The sequence below is a fragment of the Lysobacter sp. A421 genome (assembly GCF_054052145.1).
In genome coordinates, this window is sequence record NZ_JBSVRL010000002.1 from 696,977 (window position 1) to 716,708 (window position 19,732).

15 protein-coding genes are annotated in these 19,732 nt (G+C 66.4%); 11 read left to right on the plus strand and 4 right to left on the minus strand.

What is annotated here, in order from left to right:
- Positions 1 to 20: 20 nt before the first annotated feature.
- A complete protein-coding gene (gene rimI / locus ACW7G6_RS08605; RefSeq protein WP_456998146.1) occupies positions 21 to 458 on the plus strand; it encodes a ribosomal protein S18-alanine N-acetyltransferase in 438 nt (145 codons plus the stop codon).
- Positions 459 to 751: 293 nt separating this feature from the next.
- Here rimI and ACW7G6_RS08610 read toward each other — a convergent pair whose 3' ends face one another.
- The 3 genes from ACW7G6_RS08610 to ACW7G6_RS08620 form a co-directional block, all read right to left on the minus strand.
- The gene (locus ACW7G6_RS08610) at positions 752 to 3,655 is read right to left on the minus strand and encodes a valine--tRNA ligase (protein WP_456998035.1); all 2,904 of its coding nucleotides are present in this window, start codon (positions 3,653 to 3,655) and stop codon (positions 752 to 754) included.
- 190 nt (positions 3,656 to 3,845) lie between these two features.
- Positions 3,846 to 4,289 (minus strand): DNA polymerase III subunit chi, encoded by a 444-nt coding sequence (locus ACW7G6_RS08615; protein ID WP_456998036.1) that lies wholly within the window; start codon positions 4,287 to 4,289, stop codon positions 3,846 to 3,848.
- Positions 4,290 to 4,299: 10 nt separating this feature from the next.
- Positions 4,300 to 5,808 (minus strand): leucyl aminopeptidase, encoded by a 1,509-nt coding sequence (locus ACW7G6_RS08620; protein WP_456998037.1) that lies wholly within the window; start codon positions 5,806 to 5,808, stop codon positions 4,300 to 4,302.
- Positions 5,809 to 5,989: 181 nt separating this feature from the next.
- Between ACW7G6_RS08620 and lptF the strand changes: the two genes are divergently transcribed.
- Positions 5,990 to 7,090, plus strand: a complete 1,101-nt coding sequence (gene lptF / locus ACW7G6_RS08625; RefSeq protein ID WP_456978290.1) for an LPS export ABC transporter permease LptF — start codon at positions 5,990 to 5,992, stop codon at positions 7,088 to 7,090.
- Complete coding sequence (lptG, locus tag ACW7G6_RS08630) at positions 7,087 to 8,187, plus strand: LPS export ABC transporter permease LptG (protein WP_456978291.1); 1,101 nt, start codon at positions 7,087 to 7,089, stop codon at positions 8,185 to 8,187. The genes lptF and lptG overlap by 4 nt, the downstream gene beginning before the upstream one ends.
- A 210-nt stretch (positions 8,188 to 8,397) precedes the next feature.
- Here lptG and ACW7G6_RS08635 read toward each other — a convergent pair whose 3' ends face one another.
- Positions 8,398 to 8,862, minus strand: a complete 465-nt coding sequence (locus tag ACW7G6_RS08635) for an RDD family protein (RefSeq protein ID WP_456998038.1) — start codon at positions 8,860 to 8,862, stop codon at positions 8,398 to 8,400.
- Between the two features lie 129 nt (positions 8,863 to 8,991).
- Between ACW7G6_RS08635 and xerD the strand changes: the two genes are divergently transcribed.
- The 8 genes from xerD to xpsH all read left to right on the plus strand — a co-directional run bounded on the left by xerD (position 8,992) and on the right by xpsH (position 19,725).
- On the plus strand, positions 8,992 to 9,945 hold the full coding sequence (xerD, locus tag ACW7G6_RS08640) for a site-specific tyrosine recombinase XerD (protein WP_456998039.1): 954 nt from the start codon (positions 8,992 to 8,994) through the stop codon (positions 9,943 to 9,945).
- Positions 9,946 to 10,023: 78 nt separating this feature from the next.
- Positions 10,024 to 10,851 (plus strand): DsbC family protein, encoded by an 828-nt coding sequence (locus tag ACW7G6_RS08645; RefSeq protein ID WP_456998040.1) that lies wholly within the window; start codon positions 10,024 to 10,026, stop codon positions 10,849 to 10,851.
- Positions 10,852 to 10,909: 58 nt separating this feature from the next.
- Complete coding sequence (purL, locus tag ACW7G6_RS08650; RefSeq protein WP_456998041.1) at positions 10,910 to 14,947, plus strand: phosphoribosylformylglycinamidine synthase; 4,038 nt, start codon at positions 10,910 to 10,912, stop codon at positions 14,945 to 14,947.
- Between the two features lie 206 nt (positions 14,948 to 15,153).
- A complete protein-coding gene (gene gspE / locus ACW7G6_RS08655; protein WP_456998147.1) occupies positions 15,154 to 16,845 on the plus strand; it encodes a type II secretion system ATPase GspE in 1,692 nt (563 codons plus the stop codon).
- A gap of 171 nt (positions 16,846 to 17,016) precedes the next feature.
- Complete coding sequence (locus tag ACW7G6_RS08660) at positions 17,017 to 17,355, plus strand: GIY-YIG nuclease family protein (protein WP_456998042.1); 339 nt, start codon at positions 17,017 to 17,019, stop codon at positions 17,353 to 17,355.
- Between the two features lie 26 nt (positions 17,356 to 17,381).
- Positions 17,382 to 18,599, plus strand: a complete 1,218-nt coding sequence (xpsF, locus tag ACW7G6_RS08665; RefSeq protein ID WP_456998043.1) for a type II secretion system protein XpsF — start codon at positions 17,382 to 17,384, stop codon at positions 18,597 to 18,599.
- Positions 18,600 to 18,765: 166 nt separating this feature from the next.
- Positions 18,766 to 19,224 (plus strand): type II secretion system major pseudopilin GspG, encoded by a 459-nt coding sequence (gene gspG / locus ACW7G6_RS08670; RefSeq protein WP_456998044.1) that lies wholly within the window; start codon positions 18,766 to 18,768, stop codon positions 19,222 to 19,224.
- A gap of 45 nt (positions 19,225 to 19,269) precedes the next feature.
- Entirely contained in the window at positions 19,270 to 19,725 is a 456-nt protein-coding gene (gene xpsH / locus ACW7G6_RS08675) for a type II secretion system protein XpsH (protein WP_456998045.1), read from the plus strand.
- Positions 19,726 to 19,732: the final 7 nt, after the last annotated feature.

The following is a 19,732-nucleotide window of genomic DNA, read 5'->3' on the forward strand; positions in this document are numbered from 1 at the left end:
CACCGGTGTCGCGCCGTCCGATGCGCGAGGACGACCTGCTTGCGGTGCATGCGCTGGAGGTCCGCAGCTACGAGTACCCGTGGACGCTGGGGATCTTCCGCGACTGCCTGCGCGCAGATTACCCGGCGTGGGTGCTGGTCGCCGAAGACCGGATTGTCGGCTACTTCCTGATCAGCCTGGCGGTCGGCGAGGCGCATATATTGAACATCTGCATCGCCCCCGAGCTGCGGGGCCGAGGCCACGGCCGTGAGTTGTTGCACGTGTTGCTGCAGCTTGCCCGCATGCGTCGCGCGCAACGGGTGTTCCTGGAAGTACGTCCGAGCAACGTCGGCGCGATCGCGCTGTACCACCACGAGGGCTTCAACGAGATCGGCCGGCGCCCGCGTTACTACCCGGCCCGCAGTGGCCGCGAGGACGCAGTGGTGATGGCGCTGGAGCTGCTGGAATCCGCCCTGTAGTCAACCCGGGAAACGTTTGAACCATTGCCGTCATTCCCCGAAAGCGGGGATTGACGGGTAAACGCTGTCGTGTAGTTCTGCCAGATCATCCTCACCGCAGCTCACCCCAAAACCGTACCGCAGCTCACCCCAAAATCGTCACTCCCGCGAAGGCGGGAGCCCATGGACGTTGTTTTTCACGGGCACACGTCCATGGATCCCCGCCTTCGCGGGGATGACGGGCAGAGGCGGGGATGACGGGCAGAGGCGGGGATGGCGGGCAAAAGGGGGTGACGGGTATAAAGCCGTGTTGTTCAGGCTTTCACCAGCTTGTTGCGTTGAGTGGCCAGGGCCTCGCGTTGCATGTTCCAGTCGACCAGTCGCTTGCGCTCTTGCTCGACCACGGCCGGCGGGGCGTTGTTGACGAAGGTCTCGCTGGCCAGCTTGCCGTTGCACTTGCCGATTTCGACCTCCACGCGCTTGAGCTCCTTGTCGAGCCGGGTGCGTTCGGCGCCCAGGTCGACCAGGCCTTCCAGCGGCACCAGCAACTTGAGCTCGCCGACCACGGCGGTGGCGGCCGCGGGCGCCGTGGACGCGTCGTCGATGAATTCGATCCGTTCCAGCTTGTTCAAAAAACGCAACGAGTCGTCAAAACGTGCGGTGCGCTCGCGATCATGATCGGTCGCACCGGCCAGCAGCAGCGTGACCTGCCTGGACGGCGCCACGTTGAGCTCGCTGCGCACCCGGCGCAGCGCGGACACCATCGCCTTCAGCCATTCCACATCGGCCTCGGCGCCGGCATAACCCGCGGTCGCGATGTCGCCGGCCTGCGGGTATGGCTGTAGCATGATGGTGTCGCCGTCGATCCCGAGCCGGGGCGCGACCTGCTGCCACAACTCTTCGGTCACAAACGGAATCAGCGGATGCAGCAGGCTGAGCAGGCGTTCGAGCACGTACAGCAGGGTGTGGCGGGTGCTGTTCGCGGCAGCGACGTCATCGCCGTGCAGGGCCGGCTTGGCCAGTTCGACGAACCAGTCGCAGAAGTCGTTCCAGGCGAACTCGTACAGCGACTGGGCGAGCAGGTCGAAGCGGTAGCCGGCGAAGTGCTGCGCGGCCTGCGCGGCGGTCTTCTCAAGCTGGGCGAGGATCCAGCGCTCGGCATCGGTCTTCGGCTGCGGGGCAAGGGCGCCCTCATCCGCCCTTCGGGCACCTTCTCCCGCAGGCGGGAGAAGGGAGAACGACTCGGTGTTCATCAACACGAAACGGCTGGCATTCCACAGCTTGTTGCAGAAGTTCTTGTAGCCTTCGGCGCGGCCCATGTCGAAGCGGATGTCGCGGCCGTGGGTGGCAAGCGCGGCGATGGTGAAGCGCAGCGCGTCGGCGCCGAAAGCCGGGATGCCGTCGGGGAATTCGCGCCGGGTCGCCTTCTCGATCTTCGGCGCGTCCTTGGGTTTCATCAGGCCGGTGGTGCGCTTGGCGACCAGCGCCTCCAGCGAGATGCCGTCGATCAGGTCGATCGGGTCGATGATGTTGCCCTTCGACTTGGACATCTTCTGGCCGTGGCTATCGCGGATCAGGCCGGTGATGTAGACGTCCTTGAACGGCACCTCGCCAGTGAAGTGGTCGGTCATCATGATCATCCGGGCGACCCAGAAGAAGATGATGTCGAAGCCGGTGACCAGTGCGGAGGACGGCACGAACTTGTCGAAGCCGCGCTCGGCCATCAGGGCCTGGTTGGGCCAGCCCATGGTGCTGAACGGCCACAGCGACGAGGAGAACCAAGTCTCGAGTACGTCGTTGTCCTGCGACAACGCGACGTCGTCGCCGAGCGAATGTTTAGCGCGCACCTCGGCCTCGCCGCGGCCGACATAGATCTTGCCGGCCTCGTCGTACCACGCCGGGATCCGGTGTCCCCACCACAGCTGGCGGCTGATGCACCAGTCCTGGATGTTCTCCATCCAGTGGCGGTAGGTGTTGATCCAGTTACCGGGGACGAACTTGACCGCGCCCGGCTGGCTGTCAACGCCCTCGATCAGCGCCAACCCGCGCTTGGCCAACGTGTCCATCTTCACGAACCACTGATCGGTCAGGTACGGCTCGATCGCGACACCGCTGCGGTCGCCGCGCGGCACCTGCAGCTTGTGCGGCTTGGTTTCCTCCAGCAGGCCGGCGGATTCGAGATCGGCGAGCACAAGCTTGCGGGCCTCGTAGCGGTCGAGGCCGCGATACGGGGCGGGCACGGTGTCGTTGGTCGCCGCCTCGTGGGTAAAGATGTTGATCAGCGGCAAGCCGTGACGCTGGCCGACCGCGTAATCGTTGAAATCATGCGCAGGAGTGACCTTGACCACGCCGGTGCCGAACTCGCGGTCGACGTAGTCGTCGGCGATCACCGGGATCTCGCGGCCGGTGAGCGGCAGGCTGACCTGCTTGCCGATCAGGGCTGCGTAGCGCTCGTCGTCCGGGTGCACCATGGCCGCGCTGTCGCCCAGCAGGGTTTCCGGGCGGGTGGTGGCCACCACCAGGTAGTTGCGGGTTTCGCGTAGCAACTCGTTACCGTCCGCGTCGCGCTCGATATGCTCGTAGCTGACGCCGTCGGCCAACGGGTAGCGGATCGACCACAGGAAGCCTTCTTCTTCCTCGTTGACGACTTCCAGGTCGGAGATCGCGGTCTTCAGCACCGGGTCCCAGTTGACCAATCTTTGACCACGGTAAATCAGCCCGTCGTCGTGCAGCTTCACGAACGCTTCGATCACCGCCTCGGCGGCCATCGGGTCCATCGTGAACACGCTGCGCGACCAGTCGCCGGAGGTGCCGATGCGGCGCATCTGGCGCTCGATGGTGTCGCCCGAATGCTGCTTCCAGTCCCAGACCTTGCCGATGAAACCATCGCGACCGAGCGAGTCGCGGGTCTCGCCCTTGCCTTCCAGCGCCATGTTGCGGGCAACCACCATCTCGGTGGCGATGCCGGCGTGGTCGCTGCCCATCTGCCACAGGGTGTCGAAGCCGCGCATGCGGTGGTAGCGGATCAACGCGTCCTGCAGGGTGTGCTGGAACGCGTGGCCCATGTGCAGGGTGCCGGTGACATTCGGTGGCGGCAGCAGGATGGTGTAGGGCTCGCCCTCGCCACGCGGCTGGAACACGCCGCTGGCCTCCCACTGCTGGTACAGCCGGGTTTCAAACTGGGTGGGATCGTAGCTGGAGGCGAGGGTGTCGGTCATGGGTCTTGGCTGGTTGTCCAGCGGTCCACCGTCATCGTCGTGAAAGCGGGGGAGTCACTGGGTTCCCGCTTTCGCGGGAATGACGGTGTAGGCGGGATGACGGTGTAGGGAGATGACGGTGCAGGGGGGTGACGGTGCAGGGGGGTGACGGTGTAGGGGGGTGACGGTGTAGGGGGGTGACGGTGTAGCGCTACATGTTGTGTGCATTCACGTCGAGGCCGCGCGACTTGTACTGTTTCCAGCGCTCGCGCAGCGGGCCGCGGGCCGAATCGTCGGCGGGTACCACTTCCAGTACCCGCTCGAACTCGCCCTCCACGGCGCCATCGCGCAGGTTGATGACCAACGGTCGCAACGCGACATCGTGCTCCGGGGTGGCGATCAACACGGCCACCTCTTCGTCGGCTTCATCAAGGGCGTCCTCGTCATCGTCCGCACCCACGATCTGGTGCGGGATGAAGGCGTCGGGATCGAAGGACCACAGCAGGTCGTCGAGCAGCTCGGCCTGGGCGGTGTCGCGGGCCAGCACCAGCGTTGCCAGGCCGGCGTCGCTGGCCTTGCGGGCCAGCTCGCAGACCAGCAGCAGCGGCTCCTGGCGGAACCGCGGCTTGGCGATCAGGTAGAAGTCGGCGCGCACGGCAGTCGGTCTACTTGGCGGCCTGGTCGAGCAGCCACTGGCTCAGCAAGCCGACCGGGCGGCCGGTGGCCATGCCGCGCTTGCCGTCGTCGCTGCCGCTACCGGCGATGTCCAGGTGCGCCCAGCGCTGGCCTTCGGTGAAGCGCGACAGGAAGCAGCCGGCGGTGATCGCGCCGGCCCAGCGGCCACCGATGTTGTAGACGTCGGCGTAGGTCGAGTCGAGCATGCCCTGGTACTCGTCCCACAGCGGCAGGCGCCAGGCGCGGTCGAACACGTTTTCGCCGGCGGCCAGCAGCTCGTTGGCGAGGTCGTCGTCCTTGCTCATCAGGCCGGACGCGTACTTGCCCAGCGCGACCATGCAGGCGCCGGTCAGGGTGGCGACATCGACCAGTGCCGCTGGTTCGTACTTCTGCGCATAGGTCAGCGCGTCGCACAGGATCAGCCGGCCCTCGGCATCGGTGTTGCCGACTTCAATCGTCTTGCCGGACATGCTGGTCAGCACGTCGGACGGGCGGTAGGCGTCGGCGTCGGGCATGTTCTCCACCGCCGGCACGATCACCACCAGGTTGACCGGCAACTGCATGCCGACCGCGGCGACGAAGGTACCCATCACCGTGGCGCCGCCGCACATGTCGAACTTCATCTCCTCGATCCCGCCCTGGGTCTTGAGGTTGATGCCGCCGGTGTCGAAGGTGATGCCCTTGCCGACCAGCACATAGGGCTTGTCATCGCTGCCGCCGCCGTCGTACTTCAGCGCGATGAGCTTGGGCGGGTTGGCCGAGCCGCGGCCGACCGCGAGCAGCGAGCCCATGCCGAGTTTCTCCATCGCGGCGACGTCGAGCACTTCGCAACTGGTGGTGTCGAAGCGGCCGGCGAACTCCTGCGCCTGCTGCGCCAGGTAGGCCGGGTTGCAGACGTTCGGCGGCAGGTTGCCGAGCTCGCGCGCGAAGGCGACGCCGGCGGCGATGGCCTGGCCCTGGGCGACGGCAAGTTGGTGCCCGGCGTCACTCTGGCCGGTGGGCGCATGGATGGACAGTTTGCGCAGTCCCGGCTCGCCGGCCTTGGCCTTGTTCTTGTCGCCCAGCGTCGCGGAATAGCGGTAGCAGGCGTGATCGGCGGCGATCGCGGCCTGGCGGACGGCCCAGGTGCTGTCGCGACCGGTCACCGGGGCGTCGGTCAAGGTGAACAAGGCATGGCTAACCGGGCCGGTCTTGAGTGCATTGGCGGTATCGGCGACGGCCTTGAGGTACTGCGGCACGCCAAACTTGCCGGCCTCGCCCAAGCCGATCACCAGCACCCGCGGGGCGCTCACGCCGGGAACGTCGTGCAGCAACGCGGTCTTGCCGGTCTTGCCACTGATATCACCGCGTGCCAGCAATGCTTGCAGCCGTCCACTGGAGGCTTGGTCCAAGGCGCTGCCGGCGATGGTCAGGGAGTTGTCGGAAAACGCGCCGACGACGATGCAGTCCACCTGGGCAGCGGCGGGAGCATCGTGGTTCAGGTCAAATTCGAGGGCCATGCAACAGATTCCAAGGGAAGTGAAAGGATGATTCGCGGCGCCCGGGCGGCGAAAACGGTCGATCCGGGCGACAATGGCGGCCGGATCGCGCGTGGCGCGGCCGGCGTGAACCGTGTGAATGAACCATCGAGTCTAAAGCAAGCCCCTGTCTTTATAAAAAGAACGCAACCATAGGCCGCCGATGTCCAAGCTCGACCGTTACCTGCTGAGCGAACTTGCCCAATCGACCTTCGCCGCCCTGGTGGTGCTGCTGATCGTCAGCGTTGGTGGGGTGATCACCGACGTACTCAAGGACATTGCCTCGGGCCGGCTGCCGGCCGGGCTGATGCTGGCCCAACTCGGCCTGGTGTTGCTCAACTGGTTGCCGCTGATCCTGCCGCTGGCGTTGATGCTGGGCATCATGATCGGCGTCGGCCGGCTGTACCGCGACTCGGAAATGCCGGTGATCGCCGCCATGGGCATTGGTCCCAGGCAGCTGCTGCGGCCAGTGCTGACGCTGGTGTTGCCGGTGGTGCTGGTGGTCGCGTTGTGTTCTTTGTGGCTGGGGCCGATGGCCGAGCGTATCTCGCGCCAGATGATCAACGACGCCAACCGCAACCTGGTGATCTCCGGGCTGGAGCCGGGCAGCTTCACCGAAATTCCCGGCGGCGGGGGGGTCGTCTACGTGGGTGCTATGTCCAGTGATGGCAGCCAGTTCCGGAGGATCTTCATCTACCGCCAATCGGAAGGTCGGCTGGATGTCACTACCTCCAACAGCGGCGCGCTGAGCGTGGACGACAGTGGCGAGCGCTACCTGACCCTGGACGATGGCTTCCAGGTGGAAGGGCCGATGGACTCGGGGCTGGACTACCGGTTGATGCGCTATGCCAGCAACGAGGTGCGGCTGCCGGCCGGCCGCCAGCGCTTCGACCCGGACGATCCGGAAGTGCTTCCCACCACCGAGCTGTTTGGCGACCCGCGTCGTGCCGCCAACGCGCAGTTGCATGTCCGGTTGGCGCCGCCGCTGCTGACGCTGGCGTTCGCGCTGATGGCGATCCCGCTGGCACGCACCACCCCGCGCCAGGCGCGCTATGGCGGGATGATGATGGGCTTTTTCGCCTACCTGATCGGCATGAACCTGGTGCTGATGGGCGAGGACTGGCTGGTTACCGGGCGGATCGCGCCCGCGCTGGGGTTGTGGTGGCTGGTGTTGCCGCTGCTGGGCGGATCGCTATGGCTGTACTTCAACGATGGCCGGATGCGCCGTAGTCGACTGCCGAAGGTGCAGGAGGCGGGCCCATGATGCCGTTTCCGAAGATCCACGACCTGTACCTGGGGCGAGTGGTGATTGGCAGCGTGTTGTTGACCTGGGCGGTGTTGCTGGGGCTGGACATGATGCTGGCGCTGGTTTCGGAATTTGGCAGCGTCGGTGAGGGCAATTACGGTGCGATGGAGGCCCTGGTCTACATCCTGTACACGGTGCCGCGGCACGCCTACGCGTTGTTCCCGACCGCCGCGGTGATCGGCTCGCTGATGGCGCTGGGGCAACTTGCGGCGACCTCGGAGTTGACTGCGTTGCGGGCGATTGGCTTGTCCCGGCAACGCATGACCATCGCCGTTGGTGCCGCGCTGGCGTTGTTGACGCTGCTGATGGTGGTCAACGGCGAGACCCTGGCGCCCTGGGGGCAGCGCAGCGCCGATGCGCTCAAGGCGTCATCGAAGTCCAAGAACATGATCGTCGCCCGCTATTCCGGGGTGTGGGCGCGCGAAGGCGCGGTCATCCTCAATGCCGAAGGTGGCGAGGAACACAATGAAGGCGGCGACCAGTGGCTGGAGCTGCATGACGTGCGCTTGTACGAGTTCGAGGACGACGGCCGGCTGAAGTCGCTCGCGCTGGTCAAGGTCGCCGAGCACCGCCCGGGCGGCTGGCTGTTGCGCGACGTGACCCGAACCACCTTTGGTGACGACTCGGTTACCCGGACCCAGGTCGCGCAGGAGCGTTGGGAGTCCCAGCTGGATGCCACCGCATTGAGCGCGGACATCGACCGGCCACGCTATCTGAGCACCCGCGAATTGCGCGACGCGATGCAGTACCGCGCCCGCAACGGGCTGGATGCGCGTGACTACGAGGAAAATTACTGGGGCCGCTGGTTCTATGCGATCAACGTGCTCGCGCTGTGCCTGGCCGCGATTCCGTTTGCCTTTGGCAGCCTGCGCAGTGGCGGCATGGGCAAGCGGCTGTTCATCGGCATCGTCTTTGCGCTGGGCTTCTGGTTGCTGCAGACCCAGTTCGTGAAAATGGCGAGCGCGTTCAAGTTCGACTTCCGACTGGCGTATGCGTTGCCAACGATAATCATGGTCGGCGTGTCGATGTACCTGTTCAAACGGCGATCGGGTTAGGGAAAGTCTGAACCATTGCCGTCATTCCCGCGTCCGACTGGACTTCCTTCGGTCGAAGGCGGGAAGCCATGGACTTTGATGTTCAAGCACGCAACGTCCATGGATCCCCGCCTTCGCGGGGATGACGGGCGAAAGCGGAATGACGAGCGAAAACGGAATGACGGCAATGGTTCAGACCTTACTTGGGTCTGCACAGCCAGACGGCGATATTCAGCGGGCCCGGCCGGGCTCGCGGCGCATCCGGGTGCCGCTGGCGCGGTCGTGCCAGGTCAGCCGGTCGCGGTCGATCCAGGCCCACCAGAAACCGAGCCCGCCCAATAGCAGCGACACGTTGCCGACCGCATAGCGGACCAGCAAAGCGCGCCAACCCGGGCTGCGGCCGTCGGCTGCCACCACCCGCAGCCGCCACGGTCGCATGCCCAGGGTCTGGCCGCCGTAGCGCCAGCTGGCGATGGCATAGGCGGCGGTGATGCTCCACAGCGCCGCGAACTCGAACCCTCCCCACACGCCACCGGTGATGGCGTCGCGGTGCACGGCGACGAAGATCGCGGCCACCAGCAGCCACAATCCGAGCGCCGCGAAGAAGTCGTACATCAATGACAACAGCCGCCAGCCGATCAGGGCTGCGGTGGCGTGCGGCGTTGAGGGCCGGGGTTCCGTTGGGTTCTGGGTCATTGGCGTGCGGCGGATCGGTTTCGGCGGGCGAGATGGGGCAGGCATGACGCGATGGGCATGACGCGTTAGGCGTGACGCGGTGATCGGCAAGTCTAGGGCAAGCCTTCGCGCTGCGGCTAAGCTGGGCGGATGAGCCCGTCTACCGCCTCCGATCGCCGTCGACATGCGATGGCCATGCCGCCGGTGCCGGACGCGGACGCGGCGGTGATCGCCGCTTTCCTGGATGCGGTCTGGGCCGAGAACGGCTTGTCCCAGTCGACCCTGGCCAGCTATCGGCGTGACCTGGAGGGGTTTGCCCGCTGGCGCGGCGGAAACAATGGTGGTCTGGGCGGCGCTGACCGGAGCGGCCTTTTTGCTTACCTGTCCGCGCGTGCGGCGCAACAGTATTCACCGCGCAGCAACGCGCGGTTGCTGTCGTCGTTGCGTGCGTTCTACGCCTGGCGGGTACGTCACGGCGAGCGCGCCGACGATCCAACGGCATTGCTGGATCCGCCCCGGTTGCCACGCCCGTTGCCCAAGGCACTGACCGAGAGCCAGGTCGAGGCCTTGCTGCGCGCACCCGACATCGACACCCCGCTGGGCCTGCGCGACCGCGCGATGCTGGAGTTGATGTATGCCTGCGGCCTGCGGGCGAGCGAACTGGTCAACCTGCCCTCCACGGCGATCAATCTGCGCCAGGGCGTGTTGCGGGTGACCGGCAAGGGCAGCAAGGAGCGTCTGGTGCCGCTGGGGGAGGAGGCGCAGTACTGGGTCGAGCGCTACATCACCGGCGCCCGGTCGCAGTTGGCGGGGAAGCGCGTACTGGCACCGCTGTTCATCGCCGACAGCGGCCAGCCGCCGACCCGCCAGCAACTGTGGCAGCTGGTCAAGCGCTACGCCGCCGTCGCCGGTATCGACCCGGCACGGATCAGTCCGCACGGATTGCGTCACAGCTTCGCGACCCACTTGCTGAACCACGGCGCCGACCTGCGCGCACTGCAGATGCTGCTCGGCCACAGCTCGCTGTCGACCACACAGATCTACACCCTGGTCGCCCGTGAGCAGCTCAAGCAACTGCATGCCAAACACCACCCGCGCGGGTAGGGGTCGGGCGGCGGACGTGCCACAATTCGGGATTCCCTCCGGGGCGGTGTCCTTGCCGCCCAGCACCCAGGACAGTCCATGAAGCGTCTCCTCCTTGTCGCCGCGCTTGGCGCGATCAGCGTTTCCGCCTGCGCGAAGACGCCCGGCCCGGACAGCGACGGCTCTGTGCCGGCCGCGGCCGCGGCCGCAGCGGCGACGGTGGAGCCGGTTGCCGGTACCGCAGAGGCCCGCGCGGTGGCGGCCATCGAGCGACTCAACCCCCGCGCGAAGATCGAACATATCGGTCCCGCGCCGCTGCCGGGCTTCCGCGAGGCGGTGGTCGGCGGCCAGGCCATCTATGTCAGCGACGATGGCCGCTACCTGTTCCTGGCCGGCGCCGGCGGTGCGCTGCTGGATACCCGGACCCAGGAAAACCTCAGCGAGAGCACTCTGGGGAGCATGCGCACCAAGTTGCTGGCGACCATCCCGGCCAGTGAGCGGATCGTGTTCGCCCCGCCGAACCCGAAGCACACCGTCACCGTGTTCACCGACGTGGAATGCGGCTATTGCCGCAAGATGCACAGCGAGATCAAGGAATACAACGCTCAGGGCATCGCCGTGGAGTACCTGGCGTTCCCGCGGATGGGGATCGGCAGCGAGGACTTCGAGAAGATGGTCTCGGTGTGGTGCGCGGCCGACCGCAAGGCGGCGCTGACCACGGCCAAGACCACCGGTGGTGTCGTCGAAAAGGACTGCAAGAACACCGTCACCATGCAGTACAACATCGGCCAGCGCGTCGGCCTGACCGGGACGCCGATGATCATTGCCGCCGATGGCACCCAGCTTGGTGGCTACGTGCCGCCCAAGGCGCTGCGCGAGGCACTGGACAAACTGGCCGCAAAAGACGCGCCCAGCGGCGGCGTCTGAGCGCTTTGGCCCGGGTCTGGCTTACAATAGCCGGCCCGCCGACCTGTGGTTCCCGGACATGATCGTCCTTGAGGGCGCTTCCGCCCTGTCCGCGTTCCGTCGTGAACGCCTGCAAGCCCGCCTCCAGACCCTCCATCCCGGGATTCGCCTGCTCGATGCATGGCCGGTCTACTGGGTCCAGCCCGAGCCCGGTGCCAGTCCCGACGATGCCGCACTGCGCCGGATACTGCAGGCCGAACCCGCCGCCGCCGCGCGTGCCGACGGCGCGGTCTCGCGTTATGTCACCCCCCGGCTGGGCACGATGTCGCCCTGGGCGAGCAAGGCCACCGATCTGCTGCACGGGGCCAACCTGGCGGTCCGGCGCGTCGAGCACGGGACCCGTTACGACTTTGCCGGCTGGCCCACCGATGCGGCCGTCCAGCGCGCGTTGGCCAAGGCGCTGCACGACCCGATGACGCAATCGTTGCTGGAGTCCCGCGACCACGCCGCCGCGTTGTTCGTGACCCCGGCGCGCGGCGAGCTTGAGCGCATCGCGCTGGACCAGCTGGAAGTGGCCAACGACCGCCTGGGCCTGGCCCTGGCCGAGGACGAGATCGCCTACCTGCGCGAGCGTTACACCGCGCTGGGTCGTGCGCCCTCGGACGTCGAACTGATGATGTTCGCCCAAGCCAACTCGGAGCATTGCCGACACAAGATCTTCAACGCATCGTGGATCATCGACGGCGTTGCGCAGTCCACCTCGCTGTTCAAGATGATCAAGCACACCCACGCGCAGACGCCGGAGAACACGCTGTCGGCCTACAGCGACAACGCGGCGGTGGTGGCGGGCTACACCAGCCAACGGTTCCGGCCCGACCCGGCGACCGGTGGCTATCGCGCCGAGGCGCCGGTCGAGTCGGCGTTCTGCATCAAGGTCGAGACCCATAACCACCCGACCGCGATCTCACCGTTTGCCGGCGCCTCCACCGGCAACGGCGGCGAGATCCGCGACGAGGGCGCGACCGGCCGCGGTGGCAAACCGAAGGCCGGGTTGTGCGGGTTTTCGGTTTCGCACCTGCGCATCCCGACCCTGCCGCAGCCGTGGGAGGGCGAACGCGCCCTGAACCCGCGCATGGCGCCGGCACTGGAGATCATGCTTGATGGCCCGCTCGGCGCGGCGGCTTTCAACAACGAGTTCGGCCGGCCCAACCTGGTCGGCTACTTCCGCACGTTCGAGTTGGGCGAAGGCGAGCTGACCCGCGCCTACGACAAGCCGATCATGCTGGCCGGCGGGCTGGGCGCGATCGACCGCAACCAGGTCGAGAAGCTCGGCCTTAAACCCGGCCACGCGGTCATCGTGCTGGGCGGGCCGTCGATGCTGATCGGCCTGGGCGGCGGCGCGGCCAGCTCGGTGGCATCCGGTGACAGCCACGAGGCGCTGGATTTTGCCAGCGTCCAGCGTGACAACCCGGAGATGGAACGACGCTGCCAGGAAGTGATCGACCATTGCGTCGCGCTGGGCGCGGCCAACCCGATCGACAGCGCCCACGACGTCGGGGCCGGCGGCCTGTCCAACGCGATCCCGGAATTGCTGCACGACTCGCAGCTGGGCGGGGTGATCGACCTGGGCAAGGTGCCCAGCGACGACCCCTCGCTGTCGCCGATGCAGCTGTGGTGCAACGAGTCGCAGGAGCGTTACGTGCTCGGCCTGCCGGCCGACCGCGTAGCCGAGTTCGCCGCGATCTGCGAGCGCGAGCGCTGCCCGTTCGCCGTGGTCGGTCATGCCACCGCCGAGGAGCGGTTGGTAGTGGGGTATGGGGCGACCATAGAAACCGTTTACGGCGAAGCCGCAGCAGATTCCCTTCTCCCGTTCACGGGAGAAGGTGCCCGAAGGGCGGATGAGGGCACCAACAATCATTGGCCGATCGACTTGCCGATGGACCTGCTGTTCGGCAAGGCGCCGAAGATGCAGCGCGACGCCCATCGGCCGGATGACGCACCGTGGCCGGCGCTGGACTGGAGCGGGCTGGACCTGCGCGACGCCGCGCTGCGGGTGATGGCGCATCCGACCGTGGCTTCCAAACAGTTCCTGATCACCATCGGCGACCGCAGTGTCGGCGGCTTGACTGCGCGCGATCAGATGGTCGGGCCCTGGCAGGTACCGGTGGCAGATTGCGCGATTACCTTCGCCGGTTTCGACGGATTTACCGGTGAGGCGATGGCGATCGGTGAGCGCGCGCCACTGGCATTGCTGGACTCGGCTGCGGCCGCACGGATGGCGGTCGGCGAGGCGATCACCAATTTATGCGCGGCGCCGGTGGAATCACTCAACCGGGTCAAGCTGTCGGCGAACTGGATGGCGGCGGCCGGGCACGACGGTGAGGACGCATTGCTGTTCGACGCGGTCCGCGCGGTGGGCCTGGAACTGTGCCCGCAGATCGAGCTGAGCATTCCGGTCGGCAAGGATTCGCTGTCGATGCAGGCGCAGTGGCAGGCGGATGGCGATCACGACAAGGGCGGGCCGCAAAAATCGGTCTCGCCGGTATCGCTGGTCGTCACCGCGTTCGCACCGGTGGTCGACGTGCGCCAACAATTGACCCCCTTTCTTGCTCGCGAGGAAGATTCGGAGCTGTGGCTGATCGGTCTTGGCGCCGGCAAGCAGCGTCTTGGCGGCTCGGTGCTGGCCCAGGTGCACCCCGAGGCGGTGGCTGGCAACGACGGCAATGGCGCGGGATCCCAGGTAAGCCGGTTGCCGGCGTTTGCCGGACAGCCGTCCGAGGACGGTCGCCGCGATGCCGGTGTGCCGGACCTGGACGAGCCCAAGCGCCTGCGCGACTTCTTCGAGCTGATCCGCGAGGCGCGCGAGGCCAATCTGTTGCAGGCTTACCACGACCGTTCCGACGGTGGCGCGTTCGCGACGCTGTGCGAGATGGCGTTCTGCTCGCACCTGGGCCTGGAGATCAACCTGGATGGCTGGGGCGAGGATCCGTTCCGGACCCTGTTCAATGAAGAGCTCGGCGCGGTGGTCCAGATCGCCGCCGAAGACCGGGCGGATTTCGCCGACCTGGTCGCCCACCACGGCCTGATCGATTGTGCCCAGCGCATTGCACGGCCAACCACGGCCCCGGTGATCCGGATCAGCGAGGAGGCCGGGACCCTGGTCGAATGGCGCTGGGACGAGTTGTTCGATGCCTGGTGGTCGACCAGTCACGCGATGCAGAAGCTGCGCGACAACCCCGATTGCGCCGACCAGGAGCGCAGCGCCGCACGCGACTTCAACGCGCCGGGACTGATGCCCAAACTGGGTTTCGACCCGGCGGAAGACATCGCAGCGCCGTATCTCAACCTTGGTACTCGGCCGAAGGTCGCGATCCTGCGCGAGCAGGGCGTCAACGGCCAGATCGAGATGGCGGCGGCCTTCGACCGCGCCGGCTTCGAGGCGTTCGACGTGCACATGAGCGACCTGATCGCCGGGCGCGTCGTGCTGGACGGCTTCAAGGGCGTTGCCGCCTGCGGTGGCTTCAGCTACGGCGACGTGCTCGGCGCGGGCCGCGGCTGGGCCACCAGCATCCTGGAGCGCAGTGCGTTGCGCGACCAGTTCGCGGCATTCTTCGCCCGCGGCGACAGCTTCACCCTGGGCGTCTGCAATGGCTGCCAGATGCTCAGCCAGCTCAAGCCGATCATCCCCGGCGCCGAGCACTGGCCGAGTTTCCTGCGCAATCGCAGCGAGCAGTTCGAGGCCCGCCTGAGCCTGCTCGAAGTGGTCGAATCGCCGTCGCTGTTCCTGCGCGGCATGGCCGGATCACGGATCCCGGTGGTGGTGTCCCACGGTGAGGGCCGCGCCGCCTTCGACAACCCGTCCGACCGCGCCGCAACCCACGCCGCGGCCCGTTATGTTGACGCCGACGGCTCCCCCTCCAGCCTGTACCCGGCCAACCCGAACGGCTCCGCGGACGCGATCGCCGCCGTCACCAGCGCCGACGGCCGCGCCACCATCCTGATGCCGCACCCCGAACGCACCCTGCGCACCGCCAACCTGAGCTGGGCCCCGCGCGAATGGGGCGAGGATTCCCCGTGGCTGCGGATGTTCCGCAACGCACGGGTGTGCGTCGACTGACTCGCGAGGGCGCCGCTTCCGCCCGACGCCGGGCTTTTGCTCCCTGTCGTTTCTTGTCCGGCAGTAACGTTCCATTCCCTGGACACCGACTGGGCCACGAGCCGATCACCACGCAACCGACCTGCTAAAGTCAGCCGCTGAAGGATTCGGAGAGCGATGTGAGCGCAGTTGCAGACACACTCGCGGGCGGCACGGATGGTCGCGGTATCGGCAGTAACCCTGTCGACGAATCGATCGTCGACGCCCTGCTCGCGAAAGGCCGGCTCAAGGAAGCCGACCTCGGCCGCGCGCGTCGGCTGCAGGCGGAAACCGGCGGCAGCCTGCTGGCGCTGCTGACCCGGCTTGGACTGGTGTCCGAACGCGACCACGCCGAGACCGTGGCCGAGGTGCTCGACCTGCCGCTGGTCAGCGCCAAGACCATGCCGGAGCTGCCGCCCGAGGGCGTGCTGCTCACCACCAAGTTCATGAAGCAGTTCGCGGTCTGTCCGGTCGCCGAGACCGAAACCAGCGTCGCGATTCTCGCCGCCGACCCGCAGGACCCGTACACCCTCGATGCGGTGCGACTGGCAACCGGTCGCGACGTCCACGCCAGCGTCGCCTTGCGTTCCGAAATAGACGAGTTGATCGAGCGCTGGCATGGCCAGGGTCGCAGCGCGATGGGCGCGATCATCGAAACCGCGGAAGGCGAAGGCAGCGACCTCGACGATGTCGAGCACCTGCGCGACCTTGCCTCCGAGGCGCCGGTGATCCGACTGGTCAACCTCGTCATCCAGCGTGCGGTCGAGTTGCGCGCCTCCGATATCCACATCGAGCCGTTCGAGAACCGGCTCAAGGTGCGTTACCGCGTCGACGGTGTGCTGATCGACGGCGAGAGCCCGCCGGTCAACCTGACCGCGGCGGTGATCAGCCGAATCAAGATCATGGCCAAGCTCAACATTGCCGAGCGCCGGCTGCCGCAGGACGGCCGGATCATGCTGCGGGTGCAGGGCAAGGAACTCGATCTGCGTGTCAGCACGGTGCCGACCGCGCATGGCGAGAGCGTGGTGATGCGCCTGCTGGACCGCGAGTCGGTGGTGTTGGATTTCCACCAGCTGGGTTTCACCGACGAGTTCCTGCCGCAGTTCCAGCACGTGCTGCAGCAGCCGCACGGGATCCTGCTGGTGACCGGCCCGACCGGTTCGGGCAAGACCACCACGCTGTACGCCGCGTTGAGCAATCTCAACACGCCCGACGTCAAGATCATCACCGTCGAGGACCCGGTCGAGTACCAGATCGAGGGCATCAACCAGATCCAGGCGAAGCCGCAGATCGGACTGGATTTCTCGCAGGCGTTGCGCTCGATCGTGCGCCAGGATCCGGACATCATCATGATCGGCGAGATGCGCGACCTGGAGACCGCGCGCATCGCGATCCAGTCGGCGCTGACCGGTCACCTGGTGTTGTCCACGCTGCACACCAACAACGCCGCCGGCGGCATCACCCGTCTGCTCGACATGGGCGTCGAGGATTACCTGCTGACCTCGACCGTCAACGGCATCCTGGCCCAGCGGCTGGTGCGCAAGCTGGAGCCGACCCACGCCGAGCGTTATCCGGCTACACAGGAGCAGATCGAGAAGTTCGCGCTGCGCCGTTACCAGCCCGACGGCGACATCCACCTGTACCGCCCGGTCGCCTCGCCGCTGGCACCGACAGGCTACAAGGGTCGTTCCACGATCATGGAATTCATGGTCCTGAACGACGACCTGCGCCGTGCCGTCATGCGCCACGCCGGCATGGGCGAGATCGAGCGCATCGCCCGCGACGCCGGCATGCGCACCATGTACGAAGACGGCATCATCAAGGCGCTGGCCGGCCTGACCACCATCGAGGAAGTGCTGCGCGTGACCGAGGATGCGTGAGATGGTCACCCCCGTTTCGACCGTCATTCCCGCGAAGGCGGGAACCCGTCCGGCGTTTAGTACACTCCGTCATTCCCGCGAAAGCGGGAACCCTGCGACATCAACATCCACCGTCATTCCCGCGAAGGCGGGAATCCATGGACGTCGCTTTTATTCCACGGAAGGAATGCAATGGAGAAACAACCCAGCGTCTACCTGCTCGCCAGCAGTCGCAATGGAACGCTCTACATCGGCGTGACCAGCGATCTGGTCACGCGTGTCTGGCAGCACCGCGAGCATGTCGTCGAAGGTTTCAGCGCGCGACACGACGTTACGCGACTGGTTTGGTACGAGCAGCATGACGTCATGGAATCGGCCATCCAGCGGGAGAAGCGCATCAAGAAGTGGAACCGTGAATGGAAGCTTCGTCTGATCGATTCCTTTAACCCTTCGTGGCGGGATCTGTGGCCTGACATCATCGGCGCGGTACCTGCGGCGAACGTCCATGGATCCCCGCCTTCGCGGGGATGACGAGCCAAGGCAGAACGCATTTACCCATGCCCCTTTACACCTACAAGGCGATCAACGCGCGCGGCGACATGCTGGACGGCCAGATGGAGGCTGCCAGCAATGCCGAGGTGGCTGCGCGTCTGCAGGAGCAGGGGCATCTGCCGGTCGAGGCGCGGCTGGCCAGTGAGGGGGGCGGCGCGTCGCTCTGGAAGGGGCTGTTCCAACCCAGCCCGTTTGCCGGTGAGCGGCTGGTCCAGTTCACCCAGCAGCTGGCGACGCTGCTGGGGGCGGGCCAACCACTGGACCGCGCGCTGACGATCCTGCTGGAGTTGCCCGAGGATGAGGCGGCCAGGCGCGTGGTCAGTGACGTGCGTGACGCGGTGCGTGGTGGCACGTCGTTGTCGACCGCACTGGAGCGCCAGCACGGCACGTTTTCGAGGTTGTACGTCAACATGGTCCGCGCCGGTGAGGCCGGTGGCAGCCTGGATGAAACGCTGGCGCGGCTGGCCGATTACCTGGAGCGCTCACGGGCGATGCGGGGGCGGGTGATCAACGCGTTGATCTATCCGGCCATCCTGCTGGTGATGGTCGGGTTGAGCTTGTTGTTCCTGCTGGGTTACGTGGTGCCGCAGTTCGCGCTGATGTACGAAAGCCTGGATGCGCAGTTGCCGTTCTTCACCCGGATCGTGCTGGGCGTTGGCTTGTTCGTGCGCGACTGGTGGATTTTCCTGATCGTGGTGCCGGCGTTGCTGCTGCTGTGGATCGACCGCAAGCGCCGCAATCCGGTGTTCCGCGAGGCGCTCGACGGCTGGATATTGCGCCGCCGTTTCTTTGGCGGGCTGGTCGCCAAGGTCGAGACCGCGCGGTTGGCGCGTACGCTGGGCACGCTGGTGCGCAATGGCGTGCCATTGATGGGCGCGCTCGGCATCGCCCAGAAAGTGATGGACAACCGGGTTTTGGCCGCAGATGTCAGCGCCGCCAGCGAGGAGGTCAAGAGCGGCGTCGCGCTGTCGACCGCGCTCGGTCGTGGCAAGCGCTTTCCCCGCCTGGCGCTGCAGATGATCCAGGTCGGCGAGGAATCCGGCGAGCTTGATGCGATGCTGGTCAAGACCGCCGAGACGTTCGAACATCAAACCTCGCTGGCACTGGACCGGATGCTGGCGGCTTTGGTGCCGATCGTCACCGTGGTGCTGGCCGGCGTAGTCGGCATGGTGGTGATGGCCGTATTGACCCCGCTGTATGACCTCACCAACCAGATCGGCTGAGGAATCTTGAACCATTGCCATCATTCCCGCAGGGACGAGCGAGGCCAGCATGGATGTCAGGTGCTTGTCGAATATCAAAGTCCATGGATCCCCGCCTTCGCGGGGATGACGAGAAAAACGGGGATGACGAGAAAAACACCATATGAACCCACACAGGACCCACGCAATGCACAACAGTCATTCCCTGAACCGAAACTTCCGGACCCGAAATTTCCGCGCCCCTTCCGCCGCGAAACAGGCCGGCATGAGCCTGATCGAGATCATTATCGTGATCGTGCTGATCGGCGCGGTGCTGACCTTCGTCGGCTCGCGCGTGCTCGGCGGTGCCGACCGCGCCAAGGCCAACCTGGCCAAGTCGCAGGTGATGACCGTGGCGCAGAAGGTCGAGGCATTCCAGATGGACACCGGCCGGCTGCCGACGGCGCTCGACGAACTGGTCGCCGAGCCCGGTGACGCGCCCGGATGGCTGGGCCCGTATGCCAAGGCGACCGAGCTGAATGATCCCTGGGGCCATCCGATGGAGTACCGCGTGCCGGGCGAGAGTGGTGACTTCGACCTGACGATCCTGGGCAAGGATGGCAAGGTCGGTGGCAGTAGCGTCGATGGCGATATTCACTACCAGTGACGTGGCACACCGTGGGCGGCCGAGGCCGCTTCGCCGGTGACCGGAATGCGGTCGCGCCAGGCAGGCGTCTCGTTGTTGGAGATGCTGCTGGTGGTCGCACTGATTGCGGCGGCCAGTCTGCTGGCGATGGCGGCGTTCAGTGGCGGGATGAAGGGTGCCCAGTTGCGTTCGGCGGCCAAGCAGATCGCCGCCGAGCTGCGCTACACGCGGTCGCGGGCGATCGTCACCGGGCAGCCGCAACGCTTTGTGATCGACCCGCAAGCGCGTACCTGGCAAGCACCGGGCGACCACCACGGCGAGATCCCTGCGGCCCTGCAAGTACGGTTCATCGGCGCGCGTGAGACACAGCCCAGTGAGCGTGAGGGCGCGGTGCTGTTTTTCCCGGACGGGGCGGCGACCGGCGGCCGGGTGCAACTGGACCGCGATGGCGCGAAATGGAACATCGACGTGGCCTGGCTGACCGGGCAGGTCACCGTGGAGCGTTCGGGGCCGGGTGGCTGATGGCCGG